We start from the raw sequence: 19,668 nt of genomic DNA, 5'->3' as shown, positions 1-19,668 counted from the left end.
GGGAGCGAGATGCTTCCGGCGGTCGATTGCAGCCAGCCTCTTTTCCAGGAAGATGGAACTCGCTTTGAGGGCGATCAGGAGGGGCGCATCGGGCGTGAGCGACGGCGAGCCCTTATGTAACACGAACAGGCCGGCGAATCAAAGGATTGCCGGCGCGCGAGCGCGTCTCCGCAGGGGAGGATCGAAGGTTTTTCGTCAGCCGAAAAGAGCGTCGCCGGAGCTTCCGGTGGATCTTTCGAGGGAGGCCGTGGTGCGTTTGGGTCATCGCCCCGGATGAACCGCCTGCGACGAGACGCCGCCGCGGTTCCAGGGCCTGTCCCGCCGTGCTGCCCGTGGGCGCACGGCGGAGGATCTCAGTCGCCGGAGCCGGGATTGGGCGAGAAATGGGCCTCCAGCTTGCCGCTCACGCCATCCCACTGCTTGGCGTCGGAGGGGGCGTCCTTCTTCTGGGTGATGTTGGGCCAGGTCTTGGCGTAGTCGGCGTTGAGCTTCAGCCAGCTCTCCAGATCGCCCTCGGTGTCGGGCTTGATCGCCTCGGCGGGGCATTCCGGTTCGCAGACGCCGCAATCGATGCATTCGTCGGGGTGGATGACGAGCATGTTTTCGCCCTCGTAGAAGCAATCCACGGGGCACACCTCGACGCAGTCCATGTACTTGCACTTGATGCAGTTGTCGGTGACGACGTAGGTCATGGGCCGTTCGGTCCTTAAATCCGCTTGCCTGGGTGGGGGCTTGCCTGGGCAGGGGCGGGCGCGCTCCTCACCGGCCCGTCGCCCGCTTGCGGATGCGATCCCCTCGTGCGGCGGTTTCAAGCGTCCCGGGCGCCGCCGCCGCCCGATTTGGAAGCGCTCTAGCCCTTGGCCGATGGGCTGACAAGCGCGCCTTGTCGCCCGCCCTCCCCTGCGCGGTGCGAAGGGTTTTTCGGCAACGCCTCCGCCTGCGTCTTTGATCCGGTGCAATCCCGCTTGGCGGCTGAAATGTGAAGTCGAAGCTGAATGTTTAGATCTGCGTAGTCTTAGTCGTTGGTTAATTTTACTGTCTTTGACAATCGAGCTTGTCCAGCGGGCAACCTTGGCCGCACTCTGTACGTCGAATGTTATGCCACGCTGAGGCCCGTGCGGGCCTCGCGGCGGCGTCGAAATCGTATCGAAGTCGCGTTCCGAGGTTGTTATGGCCACCCCCCTGCCCCGCTCGAGCCTGTTCCCCTCCCTTGCCGTCGCTGCCGTCTCGGTGATCGCCCTGGCCGCGCCCGCGCAAGCCGGGGGCGGCTGTGTCAGTGCCGAGTGCTACCGCCGCGTCGTGACGCCGCCGGTCTACGACACCGTCGCGGAGCGCGTGCTGGTCCAGCCGCCGCGCACCGTCTACCGCACCACGCCGCCGATCTACGACACGGTGTCCGAGCGGGTGCTGGTCGCCCCCGGCGCGCGCCGGTGGGAGACCAGCACCGATGCCTACGGCCAGCTCGTCGGCTGCTGGGTGACCACCCCGCCGCGCTACGCGGTGCAGACCCGCCGCGTGCTGGTGCGACCGCCGGAGGTGATCCCGCACACCGTGCCGCCGGTCTACACCACCACGCAACGCCGGGTGCTGGTGCAGCCCGCCCGCGCCGCCTGGGTGCCGGCGGGCGGGCCCGAGTTCGGTCCTGCTCCCGGCTATGGCCCTGTCGGTGTCGGGTCGATTCCGGACGCTCTCGGCATCGCCGGCGCCTCCTCCGCGGACGTGGCGGTCGGCCTCGGCTTCTCGCGGGGCAGCATCTACGACGGCTATTGAGGCCCGCGGCTATGTCGGTCTCAAGCGTCGGTCTCGACCGGCGGCCTTGATTCAGGGCCGGGCCGCCGTAGCTCCCCTCCCGACATGAGACGGGAGGAGCGGACCATGGCGGCGTTCAGGGCCTGGGTGATCGAGAAGGGCGAAGCCGGCCAGAGCCTCGCCCTGCGCGACTTCGACGAGGCCGACCTGATGGACGGCGACGTCACCGTGCGGGTCTCGCATTCGGGCCTGAACTACAAGGACGGTCTCGCCATGACCGGCCGGATGCCGGTGGTCCGCCGCTTCCCGATGATCCCCGGCATCGATTTTGCCGGCACCGTCGAGGGCTCGGCGCATCCCGACTACAAGGCCGGCGACGCCGTGGTGCTCACCGGCTGGGGCGTCGGCGAGACCCATCTCGGGGGCTCTCCGAGCGCGCCCGGGTGCGCGGCGACTGGCTGGTGCCGCTGCCCGAGGGGCTGAGCCCGGCCGAGGCCATGGCGATCGGCACCGCGGGTTACACGGCGATGCTCTCGGTTCTTGCGCTGGAGCGGCATGGGCTCACACCTGAGGCCGGGCCGGCGCTGGTGACGGGGGCCTCCGGCGGCGTCGGATCGGTGGCTGTGGCGCTCTTGAAGCGCGCCGGCTGGCACGTCATCGCCGCGACCGGCCGGGGCGGCGAGGCCGATTACCTGAAAGGTCTCGGTGCGGCCGAGATCCTGGAGCGCGAGGCGCTTGCGGGCGAGCCGCGCCCTCTGGCCAAGGAGCGCTGGGCCGCGGGTATCGATGCGGTCGGCGGCCGGGTGCTCGCCAACGTCCTGTCCATGACGAAGGGCGGCGGTGCCATCGCCGCCTGCGGCAATGCCGGGGGCATGGACCTGCCGAGTTCGGTCGCACCCTTCATCCTGCGCGGGGTCTCCCTGCTCGGCATCAACAGCGTGACGACGCCGCAAGGGCCCCGCCGCGAGGCCTGGGCCCGGCTCGCACGCGACCTCGACCGTGATCGGCTCAAGGCTATGACGCGTACGGTCTCCCTGGAAGAGGTGGGCGGCCTCGCCGAAACCCTGCTCGACGGTCAGGTGCGGGGCCGGACCGTCGTCGCCATCGGTGGAACCGCGGCTTAGGCAGGGGCATTTCGTATTTTATGAGCAGAGCATTCGTCCGTGAGCCGGAAGGTGGCGAGGCCTTCGAGGATCTTCCCGATCGGCCCATCTCCTCCCACACCAACTTCGTGACGCCCGAGGGCCTTGCGCAGATCGAAACCGAGGTAGCGCGCTTGGAGGCGGAGCTGTCCGGCCTCTCGCCGCAGCAGGACAAGGCCGACCACACCCGTGTCTCGCGCGATCTGCGCTATTGGACCGCGCGAAAGAACTCGGCCGAACCGGTCGAAGCGTTCGAGGGCGATACCGTGCGTTTCGGCGCGACGGTGACCGTGCTGCGCGAGGACGACACACGGCAGACCTTCCGCATCGTCGGCGAGGACGAGGCTGACCCGGCAGCCGGGTCGATCTCCTACGTCGCGCCGCTGGCCCAATCGCTCACCGGCAAGGGCGTCGGCGACACCGTGACGGTCAACGACCACGAGTTCGAGATCGCCGAGATCCGCTGAGCGAAGTCAGGGGTTGCGAAAGGGCAAGCCCTTTCGCGGGTCCAGGGCAGAGCCCTGGAGGAAGACCGGGGCGCTGCCCGAGACCCCGCCAAAGGGATGATCCCTTTGGAATCCCGCTATTCGTTCAGGTGAACAGGCTCGACACGCTCGATTCCGTCGCCGTGCGCCCGATCGCTTCGCCGAGCAGCGGTGCGATCGAGATCACGCGGATGTTGCGGGCGAGCTTGACCGCCTGCGTCGGCAGGATCGAGTCGGTGATGACGAGTTCCTTCATCCGTGAGGCGGCGATGCGCGAGACCGCGCCGCCCGACAGCACCCCGTGGGTGATGTAGGCGGAGACCTCCTTGGCGCCCGCGTTGAGCAGGGCTTCCGCTGCGTTCACCAGCGTGCCGCCGGAATCGACGATGTCGTCCACGAGGATGCAGGACTGGCCCTCGACGTCGCCGATGATGTTCATCACCTCCGACTCACCCGCCCGCTCGCGGCGCTTGTCGACGATGGCCAGCGACGCGTCGATGCGCTTGGCGAGCGCGCGGGCGCGCACCACGCCGCCGACGTCGGGCGAGACCACCATGCGCTCGCCGGGCGCCAGGCGCTCCTTGATGTCGCGCACCATCACGGGCGCGGCAAACAGGTTGTCGGTGGGGATGTCGAAGAAGCCCTGGATCTGTCCGGCGTGGAGATCGAGCGTCAGCACCCGGTCGGCGCCGGCCTCGGTGATGAGGTTGCAGACGAGCTTGGCCGAGATCGGCGTGCGGCCCGAGGTGCGCCGGTCCTGTCGGGCGTAGCCGAAATAGGGGATCACCGCCGTGATGCGCCGCGCCGACGACCGACGCGCCGCGTCGATCATGATCAGCAGTTCCATCAGGTGGTCGTTGGCGGGGAACGAGGTCGATTGGACGATGAACACGTCCTCGCCGCGCACGTTCTCCTGCAGCTCGACGAAGATCTCCATGTCGGCGAAGCGCCGGACCATGCAGTTCGCGAGCGGCAATTCGAGGTAGCCGGCGATTGCTTCCGCGAGCGGGCGGCTCGCGTTGCCGGCGATGATCTTGATGGACGACGTCATGCCGGGCGTCTCTCGGCTCACTCTGCAAGTCATTCGCGGGACGCGCGCGAAACGATTACGTCCGAGACCGCACAAGCATCCGGCCGCGCGGCTCATACCAGCGGGGCCGAGCCCTCACAATGGTTTCGTGAGAAGGACTTCACTGCGCGAGGCCCCGCCCTGCCCGCTTACGGCTCGAGCAGGCGGTGCAGGTGGACGATGAAGTAGCGGGTCTGCGCGTTGTCGACGGTGGCCTGCGCCTTCGAGCGCCACGCGGTCTGGGCCGAGGCGTAGTCGGGAAAGACGCCGACGATGTCGAGATCCTTCACGTCGCGGAAGCGTACCCCCGAGACATCCTCCAGCTCGCCGCCGAAGACGAGGTGGAGCTTCTGGTCCGAGTCGATCGTCGTGGTCACGCGTCTCTCCTGCGGGATGCCGGGGCCCGCCGCCGGTGAGGCAGGAGCCGTGCCGCTCGGTCGCAGAGGCGGCCGTGCCGGTCAAGGTGCTTGCCGCGCAAGGAGGGGCTGATGCGGGGGCGGGACGGCGCCCGGCCGCGTGCGATCAGAACAGCGATCCTTGCCGCGCGGCCGGTTCGGCCGCCGCCTTCTCAGGCTTCGGTGCGGGCTCGGGCGCGGCCCGGCGGGGCGCGCGCTTCGGGCGCGGCGCCGAGCGCGGGGCTTCGACAAGGGGGGGCGCAACGGGGTCGTCCGGAGCCTCCTCCGGGCGCGCAAAGAGAGCGCCGTCGGCAAATTGCAGTTGGAACCGCGCAGCGCGGGCGGCGGCGTCGGCCGAGCGCACCGGCAGGCCGTCGGCGTCGCGCACGAGCGCGTAGCCGCGGGCGAGCACGGCCTTGTAGCTGAGCGCTCCGAGCAGGCTGGTGAGCGCGTCGAGCCGGTCGCGGCGGCGCTCGACGATGCGGCTCATGGCGGTGCGCGGGCGGTGGTCGATGGCGGCGAGCCGAGCCCGCGCCTCGGCCAGTGCGATCGCCGGGGAGCGCCGGGTGAGGCGGTCGGCGACGCGGTTCAGGCGCTCGCGGGAATCGCGGGCGTTGGCGGCGAGCGCCGGCCGCAGCCGCGCGTCGGCGAGGTCGAGGCGCTGGCGCTTGACGGCGAGGAAGGCGTCGGCGCCGGGGATCGCCCGCACGAGCGCCCGGAAATCCGCCCGCTCGCGCTCGATCCGCCGCAGCATCGTGCCCGCCTGCCGGGCGCCGAGCTCGTGGACCTGGGCGGCGAGTTCGGCCCGCACCGGCACCGCCATCTCGGCCGCGCCCGTGGGTGTCGGGGCGCGGCGGTCCGAGGCGAAGTCGATCAGCGTCGTATCGGTCTCGTGGCCGACCGCCGAGATCAGCGGGATCTCGGACTCGGCGGCGGCGCGCACCACCGCCTCCTCGTTGAAGGCCCAGAGATCCTCGATCGAGCCGCCGCCGCGGGCGACGATCAGCACGTCCGGCCGCGGGATCGGGCCATCGGGCGACAGCGCGTTGAAGCCCCGGATCGCCGCGGCGATCTCCTCGGCCGCCCCTCCCCCTGCACCCGCACCGGCCAGACCAGCACGGGGCGGGGAAAGCGGTCCTCCAGCCGGTGGAGGATGTCGCGGATCACCGCGCCGGTCGGCGAGGTGACGACGCCGATCACCCGCGGCAGGAACGGGATCGGCCGCTTCCGGTCAGTCTCGAACAGCCCCTCGGCCGCGAGCTGGCGCTTGCGCTCCTCCAGCAGCGCCATCCAGGCGCCGATGCCGGCGGGCTCCATCGAGTCGATGACGATCTGGTAGGAGGATTTTCCGGCAAAGGTCGTGATCTTGCCGGTGGCGATGACCTCAAGCCCTTCCTTGGGCTTCTGGCGCAGGCGCCCGAGCACGCCCTTCCACACCACCGCGTCGATCTTCGCCGAGCCGTCTTTCAGCGAGAAGTAGGCGTGGCCCGAGCCGTGCGGCCCGCGATAGCCGGTGATCTCGCCGCGCAGACGCACATGCCCGAAAGCGTCCTCCAGGGTGCGCTTCAGGGCGGCGGCGAGATCGCCGACCGACCATTCGGGGGTGTTGGCCTGGAGCAGCGCCGAGGGCGCCGGCTCCCCCGGCGGCGGCACGGCGGCGGCAGAGGTCGCAGGACGTGGCGGGGGCACGAGCGGCATGGGGCCGGACGCTAGGGAACGGGCCGGGTGAGGTAAAGGCCGACCGCGCGATCAGCTGGGGAACGGCCTGCGGGTGTGGCGCCAGAGCCGCGTGGTTACCCTTGCTGACGGCTTGTTCCGCGAGGGCACGCGCGCCGCACGGAACGCTGGCTGCGCCGGGTTCTCAAGGGAAGGCGTCGAGCGAACAGGACAGCGGGTGCGATGAGTGCGCCCGGCGTCAGATCAGGCGCGTGAGGATCAGCGCCGCCGTCACGGCCGGGGCGGCGGCGGCCGCCATGGCCCAGGGCCAGACCGGTGCGAGCCGCGAACGGCGGTTATCGTTGGCGGCTCGTGGCGCCGAGCGGCGCTGCACCACGTAGTGCGACAGCCGAACGACGGGTTGCTCGCGGGGCGTGCGGGCGGGGGGGGCGATCGAGTGGCGACAGATCGGCATGGCAGACATCAACAGGCGAGCCCGGCCAACCGTTCCGTCCGGCGCGCGGGATAAAGCGAGCCCGAGGGAGGGCCGCGCCGACGCGCTCACCACAGCGAGAATTCCGTGGCGAAATCCGTGGTCCGCAGCGGGCATTTCGGCGCGGGGCAGGGCTCGGCCGGGACGGTCGCGAGCACTCCGTCCGCGCCCGCCTCGAAGCGCAGGCGCACCGGCGGGTCGTCCTCCTTGGCGTAAGCGAGCCGCACCTCGAAGCGCACCGCGTCGAAGGTCTTGCGGTCGGCATAGACGATCACGTCGCGGGAGACGGATTCGCCCGGGTTGAGGTCGGAGAGCTCGCTCGGGAGCGGCGTCGCGCCGGAGAACAGCAACCCCTGGCGCAGGATCGGCGTCCCGCCGCTCTCGCGCATGTAGTCGCGGGCGGCATCGACGCTCGCCGTGCCGGAAAGCGAGGCCCGGAAGGCGGCCTCCCGCGCCGCCGTGTCGTCGCCCGGTTCGGAAAAGCGGGTGCGGATGCCAACCACGGTGTAGGTGAGCCCGAGCACGCGCACCCCCGCCTGGCCGACATTGGTGCGGGTCACGGTGGAGCGGATCGCCACCCGGTCGCCGCGCTCGCCGACCCGGGCGAGGTCGGTCTTCACCGAGACCGAGGGCGGGGCGAGCCCCGGCTTGATCCGCGCCTCGTAGACGAAGGTGTAGACGCCCCAGGCCCCTGCCCCGAGGATCGCCAGCGTCTGCACCAGGGTGCTGGCGCCCTCCAGGCCGAGCCCGCGGCGCTTTCGGCTCGGCCCCTCGTGACGATCCGGCTGACGATCTGTCGGCGCCATGCGGCGGCTTCTCCCGTGCGTTGCCAGGGCAAACGCGAAACGCCCTTTCCCCGGCCCAAAATTTTTTGGATAGGGTTCTTCTCATGACCGAGCCCTTCTCCATCCTGCTCATCGGCTCCGGCGGGCGCGAGCACGCGCTGGCCTGGGCCATCGCGAAATCGCCGCTCTGCGCGCGGCTGTGCATCGCCCCCGGCAATCCGGGGACGGCGCAGCACGGCGAGAACCGGCCGGACCTCGCGGTGTCCGATCACGCCGCCGTCGTCGCGTTCTGCCGGGCGGAAGGGGTCGGGCTGGTGGTGGTGGGGCCGGAGGCGCCGCTGGTGGCGGGCCTCGTCGACGACCTCCAGGCCGCCGGCATCCCCGCCTTCGGGCCGACGAAGGCCGCAGCGCAGCTCGAAGGCTCGAAGGGCTTCACCAAGGATCTGTGCGCCGAGCACGACATCCCGACCGCCGCCTTCGCCCGCTTCACCGACCTCGAGCCGGCTTTGGCCTATCTCCGCGAGCGCGGTGCGCCGATCGTGGTCAAGGCCGACGGGCTCGCCGCCGGCAAGGGCGTGACCGTGGCCGAGACGCTGCCTGAGGCCGAGGCCGCCGTGCGGGCGATCCTCGACGGAACGGAAGGCGGGGCGCTCGTCATCGAGGAATGCCTGTTCGGCGAGGAGGCGAGCTTCTTCGCGCTCTGCGATGGCACCCGTGCGGTTCCGATCGGCACGGCGCAGGACCACAAGCGTGTCCATGACGGCGACCTCGGCCCGAATACCGGGGGCATGGGCGCCTATTCCCCCGCCTCCATCGTCACGCCGGAGATCACCGAGACGGTGATGACGCGGATCATCGCGCCGACGCTGGCCGGCATGGCCGCCCGCGGCACGCCGTTTTCCGGCATCCTCTATGCCGGGCTGATGCTGACGGCAGAGGGCCCCAAGCTCATCGAGTACAACACCCGCTTCGGCGATCCGGAGGCGCAGGTGCTGATGCCGCGCCTGACCGGCGATCTCGTGCCGGCGCTGCTGGCGGCGGCTCAAGGCGATCTCTCCGGCGTCGCGATCGGTTTTGATGCCTCCCGCGCCGCGCTCACGGTGGTGATGGCGGCGCAGGGCTATCCCGGCGCGGTGACCCGCGGCACGGAGATCCGCGGCGTCGAGGCGGCCGAAGACGAGGCGGGCGACGCGACGGTTCTGGTGTTCCAGGCCGGCACCCGCCGTGACGGCGACCGGCTGCTCGCCGATGGCGGCCGGGTGCTCGCGGTCACGGCGCTCGGTGCCAGCGTGGGGCAGGCGAAAGACCGCGCCTACGCGGCGGTGAAGCGCATCGACTGGCCGGACGGGTTCTTCCGCAGCGATATCGGCGGCCGGGAGGTCGCTCGCGAAGCGGCTTCCAAGGGCGACTGATGAAGGGCGACTGATGCCCGATTTCCTCGACCTCGCCTTCGCCGCCGCCCGCGAGGCCGCGGCTCTGGGCGAGGTGCCGGTCGGCGCGGCCGTGGTGCGGGACGGGACCGTGCTTGCGGTCGCGGGCAATCGGCCGCGCACGCTGTGCGACCCCACCGCCCATGCGGAGATCCTGGCGATCCGCGCCGCCTGCGCCGCGCTCCGCGACGAACGCCTCACCGGCTGTGACCTCTACGTGACTCTGGAGCCCTGCCCAATGTGCGCGGGTGCGATCGCGTTCGCCCGTATCCGCCGGCTCTACTACGCCGCCTCCGACCCTAAGGGCGGCGGCGTCGAGCACGGCCCCCGCGTGTTCAACCAGCCGACCTGCCACCACGCGCCGGAGGTCTATTCGGGCTTTCGCGAGAGCGAGGCGGCGGGCCTGCTCAGGGAGTTTTTCGCCGAGCGGCGGGGGTGAACCGGGAGAGGCGTCGGGGCGGAGCGTCGAACCGCGGCTGCGGGCGGCGCGTTCGACCCTTTGTCCTCGCAATGCAGCGGAGCCTCCTCCCATGGTCCCGACCTACCAGCGCGCCCTGATCGTCGGTGCCGGCCCCGGCCTGAGCGCCTCGCTGGCGCGCCTGTTCACGGCCGAGGGGCTGAAGGTCGGGCTCGCCGCGCGCAACACCGAAAAACTCAACGACCTCGCCGCGGAGACGGGGGCCGTCATCCATGCCTGCGATGCCACCGACCCGAGTGCGGTCGAGGCCCTGTTCCCCCGGCTCGAACCGGCGCTCGGCGGTGCGCCGGACGTGGTGGTCTACAATGCCAGCGGACGGCTGCGCGGGGCCACTGTCGATCTCGATCCGGAGGCGGTGGCCCGCGCCCTCTCGGTCTCGGCCTATGGCGGCTTCCTCGTGGCGCAGGCCGCCGCCCGGCGGATGCTGCCCCACCGCCACGGCGCGATCCTGTTCACCGGTGCCTCGGCGAGCGTGAAGGGATTTGCGGGCTCGGCCCCCTTCGCCATGGGCAAGTTCGCCCTGCGCGGCCTCGCGCAGAGCCTTGCCCGGGAGCTTCAGCCCCAGGGCATCCATGTCGCCCATGTCGTGATCGACGGCGCCATCCGCTCCGCCGCCCGGCCCGATCCGCAGGACCATCCCGACGCGACCCTCGATCCGGACGCCATCGCGAAGAGCTATCTCGCCCTCCTGCGCCAGGATCGCAGCGCCTGGACCGACGAGATCACCCTGCGGCCGTGGGTCGAGCGCTTTTGAGGAATCACGCTGCCAGGAAAGCCTGCAACGCTCGCAGCGTCGGCTCCGGCGCCTCCTCGGCCATGAAGTGGCCGGAGGCGATGCGGGCGCCCTGCGCCCGTGGCGCAAAGGTCCGTTGCCAAGCCGCCAGCGCGGTCTCGGGCTTGTCCCGGTCGAAATAGGCCTCGCTCGCGAGCACGAGCACTGGCATCGGCAGGGTTCGGCCCGCGGCGAGGTCGGCGCGGTCGGCGGCGCGGTCCGGCCCGTCGGCGCCGCCGGCCCGGTAATCCTCGCACATCGCGTGGATGCGCTCGGGTACGCCCCAGGCCTGCCGGTAGAGGGTGAGCGCGCGGGCGTCGAAGGCAGTCAAATCATGTGCGGCGGTCCAGTCGCGCAACAGCCCCTCGAAATAGCCGTCCGGATCGCGGCGGATCACCGTTTCCGGTTCCGGGGCGGGGCGCGACAGGAACGGCCAGTGCGGGTTCGCCTCAGGGTTCGCCTCGATGCGGGCCCACTGCACGTCGGTCGGCACGATGTCGAGCAGCGCGAGGCGCTCGATCCGGCCCGGCTCGTCGAGGGCGAGCCGGTAGCCGATCCGGGCGCCGCGATCATGGCCGGCCAGCGCGAAGCGGATATGGCCGAGCCGCTCCATCACCGCGACGATCTCCGCCCCGAGCCGCCGCTTGGCGTAGGCGTTCTCCCCTCTCCCCGAATCCGGCGCGGCCGACCAGCCGTAGCCCTTCAGGTCGAGGGCGATGACGCGGTGCGTCTGGGCGAGCGCCGGCGCCAGCCGGTGCCACATCGCGTGGCTCTGCGGAAAGCCGTGCAGCAACAGGAGCGGCGGCGCCGATTCGGGGCCGCCGGCCCGGCCGAACCAGCGGCCCGCCGGCCCCTCGATCCAGAGCGGCGCGAAGCCGGGAAACAGGTCGTCGCCCTCTGCCATCCGCCGTCCTTCCCACGTCACCGCTTCCGTATCGCGGATAACGGCTCGGTGGGGCGAAGGCTCCGGCGTACCCGACCCGACGGTGGCCTGGGGCCCTGAGATTGCGGTGATGCAACCTTACGGAATTTTCTAAGGTGCGTGCAATTCAGGCGACAGTCATGGGGCCCCTCTGCACTTGGGGGCCACTTGGAGCTCACTTGAGCCTCACTTGGTCCACCACGGAACGGGTAAAATTTGGGCAGAATGTCCAAGTCGCGGGCATGAGGAAATATTCACTTTTAGGCGTAAAAGTTCGGCTCGTCCGCGGTGATCTCATGCCCCTGAACGACCTCGAAGAACTCGCGCGAATCGCCTTCGACTGGCTCTGGGCCACCGATGCCGAGGATCGATTCAGCTACGTCTCCCCAGGCGCCGAGCGTGTGCTGGGCCGCTCTCCGGCGGACCTGATCGGGCTCACGCGGTCGGCCTTGGTCTGCGAGGGGGAGGGTGACAGCCTTGCCGTCTACCGCGAGACGATCACCGCCCGCCGCCCGTACCGCGACCTGACCTACGTCTACCGCCATCCCGACGGCACGCCGCGCTGGTTCGAGATCAGCGGCCGCCCGCATTTCTCGCCCGAGGGCGATTTCCTGGGCTATCACGGCGTCGGCAGCGACGTCACCGAGCAGCACCGGACCCGGTGCGCCCTGGTCGAGGCGCACGCCGAACTCAGCGAGCAGAACCGGCGCTTCGACGCGGCCCTGGAGAACATGACGCACGGCCTGTGCATGTTCGATGCGGAGCAGCGGCTCCTGGTGTGGAACCGGCGCTACCTGGGGATCTTCGGCCTGCCCGACGACGCAGTCCATGTCGGCATGGGCCAGCGCGCCATCATCGAGATGCTGGTGGCGCGCGGGTGCTACAAGCGCGGCGCCACGGTCGATGCGATCAGCGAGGGCACCCGCACCTCGCTCAGCGGAGACGGGTCGAAATCGGTTTTGCGCGAACTCGCCGACGGGCGGGTCATCGCCGTGACCCACCGGCCCATGGCCGATGGCGGCGGCTGGGTGGCGACCTTCGAGGACATCACCGAGCGGCGGCGCAACGAGGCGCGCATCATCCACATGGCCCGCCACGACGGGCTCACCGACCTGCCGAACCGCACCCACCTGCGCGAGGTCGGCGCCGAATGGCTCGCGGCGTTGCGCACCGCCGCGGAGGCGCCGCTCGCGGTGCTCTGCCTCGACCTCGACCGCTTCAAGCCGGTCAACGACAGCTTCGGCCACGCGGTGGGCGATGCCCTGCTGCGGGCGGTGGCCGATCGGCTGCGCGGGCACGTGCGCAGCCACGACGTCGTGGCCCGGCTCGGCGGCGACGAATTCGCAGTGCTCTCCCGCGTCGAGGATGCGGCCGCGGCCGCGGCCCTGGCCGAGCGCCTGATCGAGACCGTGGCCGCGCCCTACACCCTCGACGGGATCACCGTCGAGATCGGGATGAGCGCCGGCATCGCCCTGGCCGAGGGCGACGTCCCGCACGACATCGAGCGCCTCCTCAAGGAGGCCGACCTCGCCCTCTACGAGGCGAAGACCGAGGGACGCGGCACCGTCCGCCTGTTCGAGCCGCAGATGGACGAGACCCTGCGCGAGCGGCTCGGCCTCGAACGCGAGCTGCGCGAGGCGCTCACGCTGGACCGCTTCGAACTGCATTATCAGCCGCTCGTGGACCTGTCCGACAACCGCATCACCGGCATGGAGGCGCTGATCCGCTGGCACCATCCCGAGCGCGGGCTCGTGAGCCCGGCGGTGTTCATCCCGCTCGCCGAGGAGACCGGTCTGATCGTGCCGATCGGCGAATGGGTGCTGCGCCAGGCCTGCCGGGACGCGGTGGACTGGCCGGGCGAGATCAGCGTGGCCGTCAACGTCTCGCCGCTGCAGTTGCGCCACCGCGGCTTCATCCAGAGCGTGCTCGGCGCGCTCGCGGCCAGCGGCCTCAAGGCGAGCCGGCTCGAACTGGAGATCACCGAGAACGTGCTACTCGACGACACCGAGGCGAACCTCGAAACGCTCCACACCCTGCGCAAGCTCGGCGTGCGCATCTCCATGGACGATTTCGGCACCGGCTATTCCTCAATCAGCTACCTGCGCCGCTTCCCCTTCGACAAGATCAAGATCGACCGTTCCTTCGTGCGCGACTGCGCCGCCCAGTCGGAGGCCGGCGCGATCATCCGCGCCATCGTGAGCCTGGGGGCGAGCCTCGGCATCACCACCCTGGTCGAAGGCGTCGAGACCGAGCCGCAGCTCGCCACGATCCGGGCCGAGGGTGCGCAGGAGGTGCAGGGTTACCTGTTCAGCCCGCCCCGCCCGGTCCACGAGATCGCCGTCCTGCTCGAAGCCGGGACCACGGCCGAGGGCCGGCCCGGGCGGACGCTGGCAGCCTGACGGATCTCTTCGCAAGCTTTCGAGCGCCCGGGGGACAGGCTCCGGGCACCTCTACGCGTCGCAGCCCCGCCAGGCGCGAAATCCAATCCGCTCGACCGTGTGAGGGGCTGCTGAGGGTGGGAAGCGGGTTCTTGAGTTGTATGAGCCGCTTACACGGCTCAGAGGGAGGCTGCGATCAGACGAGCGCGGCTACCCGACTCGGGTCTCGGGGGAAACGGATTGCAGCGCCGTGCCTCGTGTTGACGCGCCGCGCTCGTACCAGCCCTTCGAGCGGTTCACGATCCACACGACCGACAGCATAACCGGCACCTCGATGAGGACGCCGACCACGGTGGCGAGCGCCGCGCCCGAGTTGAAGCCGAACAGGCTGATGGCGGCCGCCACTGCGAGTTCGAAGAAGTTCGAGGCGCCGATCAACGCCGAGGGGCCGGCGACGCAGTGCTGTTCGCCCGCAGCGCGGTTGAGCAGGTAGGCCAGCCCCGCGTTCAGGTAGACCTGGATGAGGATCGGAACCGCGAGCAGACCGATGACCGCCGGCTGGGCCAGGATCTGCTCGCCCTGGAAGCCGAATAGCAGCACGAGGGTGGCCAGCAACGCCACCAGCGAGACCGGACCGAGCTGGCCGAGCAGACGGTCGAGGGCGGCTTGGCCGCCGGATGCCAGCAGAATTCGGCGGACCGCCTGCGCGATCACGACGGGGATGACGATGTAGAGCACCACCGACAGCACCAGCGTTCCCCAGGGCACGGTGATGGCCGAGAGGCCGAGCAGAAGGCCGACGAGGGGCGCGAACGCCACCACCATGATGGTGTCGTTGAGCGCCACTTGGCTCAGCGTGAAGTGCGGCTCGCCGCGGGTCAGGTTCGACCAGACGAACACCATCGCCGTGCAGGGCGCGGCGGCCAGGATGATGAGCCCGGCGATGTAGCTGTCGATCTGCTCCGCGGGCAGGTAGGGCCGGAACAGGGTGCCGATGAACAGCCAGCCCAGCGCCGCCATCGAGAACGGCTTCACCGCCCAGTTGATGAAGAGCGTCACGCCGATGCCGCGCCAGTGCCGCCCGACCTGACGCAGCGCGACGAAGTCGATCTTGAGCAGCATGGGGATGACCATGAGCCAGATCAGCACCGCCACCGGCAGGTTCACCTTGGCGACCTCGGCGGCGCCGACAGCGTGGAAGACGCCGGGCATGACGTGGCCGAGCGCGATGCCGGCCACGATGCACAGGGCCACCCAGAGGGTGAGGAAGCGTTCGAACAGGGACATCGGGCTTCCTCAGGCGGCGCTGACGCGACGACCGTGCTCGTCCACCACGCGCTCGCCGTCCTCCTTCACGAACGCGCCCCGCTGGGCCGGCAGAAGGTCGAGCACCGCCTCGGACGGCCGGCACAGGCGTACGCCCTTCGGGCTCACCACGAGCGGGCGATTGAGGAGGGCCGGGTGGGCCTCGATCGCGTCGAGGAGCTGCGCGTCGGTCAGGGCCGGGTCGTCGAGGCCGAGCTCGGCGTAGGGCGTGCCCTTCTCGCGCAGGACATCTCGAACCGAGAGGCCAGCGCGGGCGAGAAGCTGCCGCAGGAGCGCCCGGCTCGGCGGCGTCTTGAGGTACTCGACCACGTGCGGCTCGATGCCGGCGTTGCGGATCATGGCCAGGGTGTTGCGGGACGTGCCGCAGGCAGGGTTGTGGTAGATGACGACGTCGAACGCCTCAGGCATGGGCGGTGTCTCCGGTAGGGCAGTCGCAGGCGGACAGGGCGGCGACGGCCGGGGCGCAGACCTCCGGCCGACCCTGGCAGCAATCGCGCATCAGAAAGGCGATCAGGGCGGACAGGCCAGCGTATGCGGCGCTGTAGATGACCGACTTGCCCTCGCGCCGGAACGTGATCAGCCCGGCATGCGAGAGCTCCTTCAGGTGGAAGGACAGGTTGGTGCTGGCGACCCCGACCTCGGCCGCCAGCGCCCCGGCGGCGAGGCCCTCGGGCCCGGCGATGACGAGCGCGCGCACGACACGGAGGCGGTGCTCCTGGCCGAGTGCGGCGAAGGCGGCGAGGGCTTGCCGTTCGTCCATGTCTGGTCCATCAATTCAACGTTTGTTGAAGCGTATGGAAAGATTGCCGCGTGGACAAGCCCCAGCAGCCGTTCGCCGACGGGTTGCCGAACCTCTCCGAGGCGCATGCCGAACTGCCCACCGCTGAGCGGGTGCAGGCGTCGACGCCGCTCGCGCACGCGCCGCGCTTCCTGATCCTCTACGGTTCGCTCCGGGAGCGCTCCTTCAGCCGGTTCCTGGCCTACGAGGCGGCCCGGCTGCTGGAGGCGATGGGCGGCGAGGTGCGGATCTTCCATGCGCACGGCCTGCCGCTCCCCGACGACGCGACGGCCGACCACCCGAAGGTGCGGGAGCTCCGCGAACTCTCGGTCTGGTCCGAGGGGCAGGTCTGGGTGAGCCCCGAGCGGCACGGCAACCTGACCGGGGTGATGAAAAGCCAGATCGATTGGCTTCCGCTGAGCGAGGGCTCGGTCCGCCCGACGCAGGGGCGCACGCTTGCGGTGATGCAGGTGTCGGGCGGTTCGCAGAGCTTCAATGCGGTGAACAGCCTGCGGGTGCTCGGGCGCTGGATGCGGATGATCACCATCCCGAACCAGTCCTCGGTACCGATGGCCTACAAGGAGTTCGACGAGGCTGGCCGCATGAAGCCGGGACCGCTCTACGACCGGGTCGTGGACGTGTGCGAGGAGTTGATGAAGTTCACGCTCCTGACCCGCGGGCGGGCCGATTACCTCGTCGACCGCTACTCCGAGCGCAAGGAGCGTGACCCCGACCGGCTCAAGGCGGTCGCCGCCGACGTGGGCTTTGTCCGGGCGCCATCCGCCGCGCGGGCATCGTAGGCCGGCCGAATGCAGCGGGGCCGGGCGCTTCCCGGAACGCTTCGCTCCCGGCAACTGTTTTCAGCGCCATCGACGGAACGATTCCGGCAGCTTGGCAATTTCTCAGCCAGGACAGACTTCGAAAGACACTGCAAGACATCGTCCGAGACGGACGTCAGGAGGATACCATGATCGGTTGGGCTGTTACCTTTCTCGTCGTCGCTTTGATCGCTGCGCTGCTCGGCTTCGGCGGCATCGCCGGCACCGCCGTGGAAGCGGCCAAGATCGTGTTCTTCGTCGCGATCGCGCTGTTCCTGATCTCGGCGGTGATGGGCGCGGTGCGCGGTCGTTCGCCGCGACTGTGACCGACCTGAGCCGCAAGGTTCGATGAAAGGGCGGCCCTCGCGGGCCGCCTTTTCCTTTTGTGCAACCCGCTGCTCTGATAAGGGGCGCGGATGACCGACATTCCAGACCCCTCCCCGGCCGTGCCCGCGGACCAACCCGCCACGCCCGAGGGCGAGCGCATCGCCAAGGCCATCGCCCGCGCCGGCATCGCTTCCCGCCGCGACGCGGAGGCCCTGATCGAGGCCGGCCGCGTCACCCTCAACGGCAAGGTTCTGACCTCGCCGGCGATCAACGTCACCGATTCCGATCGCATCACGGTGGACGACGAGCCCCTGCCCGCCCGCGAGCGGACCCGGCTGTGGCTGCTGCACAAGCCGCGCGGCGTCGTCACCACCGCCCGCGACCCGGAGGGCCGCCCGACCGTCTTCGACGGCCTGCCCGAAGAGCTGCCGCGGGTCGTCGCCATCGGCCGGCTCGACATCAACACCGAAGGGCTGCTGCTCCTCACCAATGACGGGGGGCTGGCCAAGGTGATCGCCCATCCCGATACCGGCTGGCTGCGCCGCTACCGGGTGCGCGCCTTCGGTGACGTGACCCAGCCCGATCTCGACAAGCTCAAGAAGGGCCTGACCGTCGATGGCATGGAGTACGGCCCGATCGAGGCGACCCTCGACCGGGCGCAGGGCGACAACGTCTGGCTGACGCTCGGCCTGCGCGAGGGCAAGAACCGCGAGGTCAAGCGCATCCTCGAGCATCTCGGCCTGTCGGTGAACCGGCTGATCCGGCTCTCGTTCGGACCGTTCCAGCTCGGCGACCTCGAAGTCGGCCTCGTCGAGGAGATCCGCACCAAGGTTCTGAAGGACCAGCTCGGAAAGAACCTCGCCGAGCAGGCCGGCGTCGATTTCGAGAGCCCGGTGCGCGAGACGATCGCCCCCTTCGGCAGCCCGAAGAAGGCCACCCGCGCCGCGCAGGCGGCGCCCGCAGGACGGGGCCGTCAAGGCGCGCGCGACGAGGGCGCCTCGGAGGCCCGCTCGGGGTCACGCGGCGGCGCGGCCGGCCGTCCGCCGCGCGATCCCGCCCGCCCTGCCGCCCCCCGCGCCGGGGCACGCCCGGCCCCGCGTCCCCCATCCCCGACCGTGTGGCGCGCCGACGAGGAGACGCGGCCTCGCGCCTCGAAGGTGCCGCGCCGGGGCATGGACCCCAAGACCGCCCGCGCGGCGGCGGCCGAGCGCGGCCGCGAGCGGGTCGGCGCGATCCAGGCGGCCGGCGAGCGCCGGGTGCTGGTGGAGCGGCTTCAGCCCTCGCCCGAGAAGCCCGCACCCGAGCCGCATCGCCGGGTCCGCTTCCGCAACGAGGAGGAGCGGTCCGCGCCCCGCGACAGGGCGCGCGAAGACAGGCCGCGCCAGGATCGGCCAGGCCAAGATCGGCCGCGCGATGACAGGCCGCGCAGCGAGGGACCGCGCGAGAACCGCGCCCGCGACGAGCGGCCGGGCCGGGACGAGTTCCGTCGCGGCGCACCCGCGGGCGATGCCCGTCCCCGCCGCCGTGAGGCCGGGGAGGCCGCACCGGCCGAGCGGCGCGGGCCGCCCCGCGAGCGTCCGTCCGATTTCGAGGGGCGTCCACCGCGCGAGCGGAGCGAGGGCCGGCCTCAGCGTGACTTCCATGGTGACTCCCGTGAGCGCGGCGAGGGCGCACCCCGCCGCGAGCGGCCGAGCGAAGGGCGCCCGCCCGAGCGTCGCGGCCCCCCGCGCGACCGGCCCCGTGCCGCCGAGGGCGAGCGGCCGGCCCGCCCCCGCGCAGCGCCGAGGCGTCCGATCGTCCCGCCTTCCGCAAGGGCCCCGGCAAGGGGCCCGGTGGTGGTGCAGGCAAGAGCTTTGGCGGCAAGCCCGGCTTCAAGGGCGGTGACCGCGACGGCGCCAGGGGCGATTTCAAGGGTGGCGCGAAAGGCGGCCCGCGGGGCGACTTCAAGCCCGGTGGCGGCGGCCGGCCCGGTGGGCGCCCGGGCGGACGTCCCGGCGGCAAGCCCGGCGGTGCCCCGGGGGACGTCCCGGTGGTGGCGGCAAGCCGGGACCGCGCGGGGGCGGACGTCCGAGCCGTCCGCCGCGCGGCGAGGGCTAAGGGGCTTCCCGCGTGCGGATCGTCGGTGGCGAATGGCGCGGGCGCAGGCTGGTCGGACCGAAGGCGGAGGGCATCCGCCCGACTTCCGACCGCCTGCGCGAGGCCCTGTTCAACGTGCTCGCCCACGCCTACGACGACGCGGTCGAGGATGCGGTGGTGCTCGACCTGTTCGCGGGCACCGGCGCCCTCGGCTTCGAGGCGCTGTCCCGTGGCGCGGCCCGCGCGCTCTTCGTGGACGAGGGGCGCCAGGCCGGCACCCTGATCCGCGCCGCAATCGCCGCCCTTGGCTGCGAGGACCGCGCCCGGCTGATCCCGCGCGACGCGACCCGGCTTGGACCTGCCCTGGACCGGCCCGCGACGCTGGTCTTCTGCGATCCGCCCTACCGGAAGAACCTTGCACCCGCGGCTCTCACGGCGGCGGCCGGGGGCGGTTGGCTCAGCCCCGGCGCGCTGGTCCTCGTCGAGGAGGCCGCCGAGGCTGGCGCGGTCCTGCCACCGGGTTTCGAGGAACTGGAGCGGCGCAGCTACGGCGAGACGACGGTGACCTTCGGTCGCTTTGCGGGTTGAG

At 71.0% G+C, this 19,668-nt stretch carries 18 protein-coding genes and 3 pseudogenes; 11 read left to right on the top strand and 10 right to left on the bottom strand.

Features of this window, described 5'->3' with window-relative positions; all coding sequences use genetic code 11:
• Positions 1 to 353: 353 nt before the first annotated feature.
• The gene (fdxA, locus tag MSPGM_RS19540) at positions 354 to 692 is read right to left on the bottom strand and encodes a ferredoxin FdxA (RefSeq protein ID WP_003599509.1); all 339 of its coding nucleotides are present in this window, start codon (positions 690 to 692) and stop codon (positions 354 to 356) included.
• A gap of 478 nt (positions 693 to 1,170) precedes the next feature.
• Between fdxA and MSPGM_RS19535 the strand changes: the two genes are divergently transcribed.
• The 3 genes and pseudogenes from MSPGM_RS19535 to greA all read left to right on the top strand — a co-directional run bounded on the left by MSPGM_RS19535 (position 1,171) and on the right by greA (position 3,358).
• A complete protein-coding gene (locus tag MSPGM_RS19535) occupies positions 1,171 to 1,770 on the top strand; it encodes a hypothetical protein (RefSeq protein ID WP_003599508.1) in 600 nt (199 codons plus the stop codon).
• 105 nt (positions 1,771 to 1,875) lie between these two features.
• Positions 1,876 to 2,873: pseudogene (locus tag MSPGM_RS19530) on the top strand (MDR family oxidoreductase).
• Positions 2,874 to 2,893: 20 nt separating this feature from the next.
• Positions 2,894 to 3,358, top strand: a complete 465-nt coding sequence (greA, locus tag MSPGM_RS19525) for a transcription elongation factor GreA (RefSeq protein ID WP_003599506.1) — start codon at positions 2,894 to 2,896, stop codon at positions 3,356 to 3,358.
• Between the two features lie 124 nt (positions 3,359 to 3,482).
• Here the strand turns inward: greA and MSPGM_RS19520 are convergent, their stop codons facing one another.
• The 5 genes and pseudogenes from MSPGM_RS19520 to MSPGM_RS19500 all read right to left on the bottom strand — a co-directional run bounded on the left by MSPGM_RS19520 (position 3,483) and on the right by MSPGM_RS19500 (position 7,795).
• The gene (locus MSPGM_RS19520) at positions 3,483 to 4,427 is read right to left on the bottom strand and encodes a ribose-phosphate pyrophosphokinase (protein ID WP_003599505.1); all 945 of its coding nucleotides are present in this window, start codon (positions 4,425 to 4,427) and stop codon (positions 3,483 to 3,485) included.
• A gap of 167 nt (positions 4,428 to 4,594) precedes the next feature.
• Positions 4,595 to 4,822 (bottom strand): DUF4170 domain-containing protein, encoded by a 228-nt coding sequence (locus tag MSPGM_RS19515; protein WP_003599504.1) that lies wholly within the window; start codon positions 4,820 to 4,822, stop codon positions 4,595 to 4,597.
• A 145-nt stretch (positions 4,823 to 4,967) separates the two neighbouring features.
• Positions 4,968 to 6,538, bottom strand: a pseudogene (gene xseA / locus MSPGM_RS19510) (exodeoxyribonuclease VII large subunit).
• A 217-nt stretch (positions 6,539 to 6,755) separates the two neighbouring features.
• A complete protein-coding gene (locus tag MSPGM_RS19505; RefSeq protein WP_003604254.1) occupies positions 6,756 to 6,980 on the bottom strand; it encodes a hypothetical protein in 225 nt (74 codons plus the stop codon).
• Between the two features lie 77 nt (positions 6,981 to 7,057).
• Entirely contained in the window at positions 7,058 to 7,795 is a 738-nt protein-coding gene (locus MSPGM_RS19500) for a hypothetical protein (protein WP_003604256.1), read from the bottom strand.
• 83 nt (positions 7,796 to 7,878) lie between these two features.
• On the opposite strand from MSPGM_RS19500, the gene purD reads away from it, so the two are divergent.
• The 3 genes from purD to MSPGM_RS19485 all read left to right on the top strand — a co-directional run bounded on the left by purD (position 7,879) and on the right by MSPGM_RS19485 (position 10,436).
• Complete coding sequence (gene purD, locus MSPGM_RS19495; RefSeq protein WP_003604258.1) at positions 7,879 to 9,186, top strand: phosphoribosylamine--glycine ligase; 1,308 nt, start codon at positions 7,879 to 7,881, stop codon at positions 9,184 to 9,186.
• 13 nt (positions 9,187 to 9,199) lie between these two features.
• Positions 9,200 to 9,643 carry a nucleoside deaminase gene (locus MSPGM_RS19490; protein ID WP_003604259.1) on the top strand — a complete coding sequence of 148 codons (444 nt, stop codon included), beginning with the start codon at positions 9,200 to 9,202 and terminating at the stop codon, positions 9,641 to 9,643.
• A 91-nt stretch (positions 9,644 to 9,734) separates the two neighbouring features.
• A complete protein-coding gene (locus MSPGM_RS19485) occupies positions 9,735 to 10,436 on the top strand; it encodes an SDR family NAD(P)-dependent oxidoreductase (protein WP_003604261.1) in 702 nt (233 codons plus the stop codon).
• 4 nt (positions 10,437 to 10,440) lie between these two features.
• On the opposite strand, the gene MSPGM_RS19480 is transcribed toward MSPGM_RS19485, so the two are convergent.
• Positions 10,441 to 11,358 carry an alpha/beta fold hydrolase gene (locus MSPGM_RS19480; protein ID WP_003604262.1) on the bottom strand — a complete coding sequence of 306 codons (918 nt, stop codon included), beginning with the start codon at positions 11,356 to 11,358 and terminating at the stop codon, positions 10,441 to 10,443.
• A gap of 314 nt (positions 11,359 to 11,672) precedes the next feature.
• Between MSPGM_RS19480 and MSPGM_RS19475 the strand changes: the two genes are divergently transcribed.
• On the top strand, positions 11,673 to 13,775 hold the full coding sequence (locus MSPGM_RS19475; RefSeq protein ID WP_015857311.1) for a putative bifunctional diguanylate cyclase/phosphodiesterase: 2,103 nt from the start codon (positions 11,673 to 11,675) through the stop codon (positions 13,773 to 13,775).
• A 189-nt stretch (positions 13,776 to 13,964) separates the two neighbouring features.
• Here the strand turns inward: MSPGM_RS19475 and arsB are convergent, their stop codons facing one another.
• Genes arsB through MSPGM_RS19460 form a run of 3 tightly spaced genes read right to left on the bottom strand, consistent with a single transcriptional unit; the run spans position 13,965 to position 15,840 of the window.
• The gene (gene arsB / locus MSPGM_RS19470; RefSeq protein ID WP_003604266.1) at positions 13,965 to 15,041 is read right to left on the bottom strand and encodes an ACR3 family arsenite efflux transporter; all 1,077 of its coding nucleotides are present in this window, start codon (positions 15,039 to 15,041) and stop codon (positions 13,965 to 13,967) included.
• Positions 15,042 to 15,050: 9 nt separating this feature from the next.
• On the bottom strand, positions 15,051 to 15,488 hold the full coding sequence (gene arsC / locus MSPGM_RS19465; RefSeq protein ID WP_003604268.1) for an arsenate reductase (glutaredoxin): 438 nt from the start codon (positions 15,486 to 15,488) through the stop codon (positions 15,051 to 15,053).
• Complete coding sequence (locus MSPGM_RS19460) at positions 15,481 to 15,840, bottom strand: ArsR/SmtB family transcription factor (protein WP_003604271.1); 360 nt, start codon at positions 15,838 to 15,840, stop codon at positions 15,481 to 15,483. The genes arsC and MSPGM_RS19460 overlap by 8 nt, the downstream gene beginning before the upstream one ends.
• A 50-nt stretch (positions 15,841 to 15,890) precedes the next feature.
• Here MSPGM_RS19460 and arsH point away from each other — a divergent pair, with 50 nt between their 5' ends.
• From arsH to rsmD, 4 genes and pseudogenes are all read left to right on the top strand, one after another.
• Complete coding sequence (gene arsH, locus MSPGM_RS19455; protein ID WP_209688324.1) at positions 15,891 to 16,658, top strand: arsenical resistance protein ArsH; 768 nt, start codon at positions 15,891 to 15,893, stop codon at positions 16,656 to 16,658.
• A 167-nt stretch (positions 16,659 to 16,825) separates the two neighbouring features.
• A complete protein-coding gene (locus MSPGM_RS19450; RefSeq protein WP_003607421.1) occupies positions 16,826 to 17,002 on the top strand; it encodes a DUF1328 domain-containing protein in 177 nt (58 codons plus the stop codon).
• 90 nt (positions 17,003 to 17,092) lie between these two features.
• Positions 17,093 to 19,100 (top strand): annotated as a pseudogene (locus MSPGM_RS25395) (pseudouridine synthase).
• A gap of 12 nt (positions 19,101 to 19,112) precedes the next feature.
• Positions 19,113 to 19,667, top strand: a complete 555-nt coding sequence (rsmD, locus tag MSPGM_RS19435) for a 16S rRNA (guanine(966)-N(2))-methyltransferase RsmD (RefSeq protein ID WP_015857308.1) — start codon at positions 19,113 to 19,115, stop codon at positions 19,665 to 19,667.
• Position 19,668: the final 1 nt, after the last annotated feature.

Source organism: Methylorubrum sp. GM97 (assembly GCF_024347855.1).
GTDB classification, from domain to species: Bacteria; Pseudomonadota; Alphaproteobacteria; order Rhizobiales; family Beijerinckiaceae; genus Methylobacterium; species Methylobacterium extorquens.
The sequence above is the reverse complement of the archived record's forward strand: the minus strand, read 5'-3'. Positions and strand labels throughout refer to the sequence as shown.

Coding starts and splice junctions, on each gene's coding strand:
- MSPGM_RS19505 (WP_003604254.1), bottom strand. CDS start 6,980: ATGTCTGCCATGCCGATCTGTCGCCACTCGATCGCCCCCCCCGCCCGC.
- fdxA (WP_003599509.1), bottom strand. CDS start 692: ATGACCTACGTCGTCACCGACAACTGCATCAAGTGCAAGTACATGGAC.
- MSPGM_RS19500 (WP_003604256.1), bottom strand. CDS start 7,795: ATGGCGCCGACAGATCGTCAGCCGGATCGTCACGAGGGGCCGAGCCGA.
- purD (WP_003604258.1), top strand. CDS start 7,879: ATGACCGAGCCCTTCTCCATCCTGCTCATCGGCTCCGGCGGGCGCGAG.
- MSPGM_RS19535 (WP_003599508.1), top strand. CDS start 1,171: ATGGCCACCCCCCTGCCCCGCTCGAGCCTGTTCCCCTCCCTTGCCGTC.
- MSPGM_RS19450 (WP_003607421.1), top strand. CDS start 16,826: ATGATCGGTTGGGCTGTTACCTTTCTCGTCGTCGCTTTGATCGCTGCG.
- MSPGM_RS19480 (WP_003604262.1), bottom strand. CDS start 11,358: ATGGCAGAGGGCGACGACCTGTTTCCCGGCTTCGCGCCGCTCTGGATC.
- MSPGM_RS19485 (WP_003604261.1), top strand. CDS start 9,735: ATGGTCCCGACCTACCAGCGCGCCCTGATCGTCGGTGCCGGCCCCGGC.
- arsC (WP_003604268.1), bottom strand. CDS start 15,488: ATGCCTGAGGCGTTCGACGTCGTCATCTACCACAACCCTGCCTGCGGC.
- greA (WP_003599506.1), top strand. CDS start 2,894: ATGAGCAGAGCATTCGTCCGTGAGCCGGAAGGTGGCGAGGCCTTCGAG.
- MSPGM_RS19460 (WP_003604271.1), bottom strand. CDS start 15,840: ATGGACGAACGGCAAGCCCTCGCCGCCTTCGCCGCACTCGGCCAGGAG.
- MSPGM_RS19520 (WP_003599505.1), bottom strand. CDS start 4,427: ATGACGTCGTCCATCAAGATCATCGCCGGCAACGCGAGCCGCCCGCTC.
- arsB (WP_003604266.1), bottom strand. CDS start 15,041: ATGTCCCTGTTCGAACGCTTCCTCACCCTCTGGGTGGCCCTGTGCATC.
- MSPGM_RS19490 (WP_003604259.1), top strand. CDS start 9,200: ATGCCCGATTTCCTCGACCTCGCCTTCGCCGCCGCCCGCGAGGCCGCG.
- MSPGM_RS19475 (WP_015857311.1), top strand. CDS start 11,673: ATGCCCCTGAACGACCTCGAAGAACTCGCGCGAATCGCCTTCGACTGG.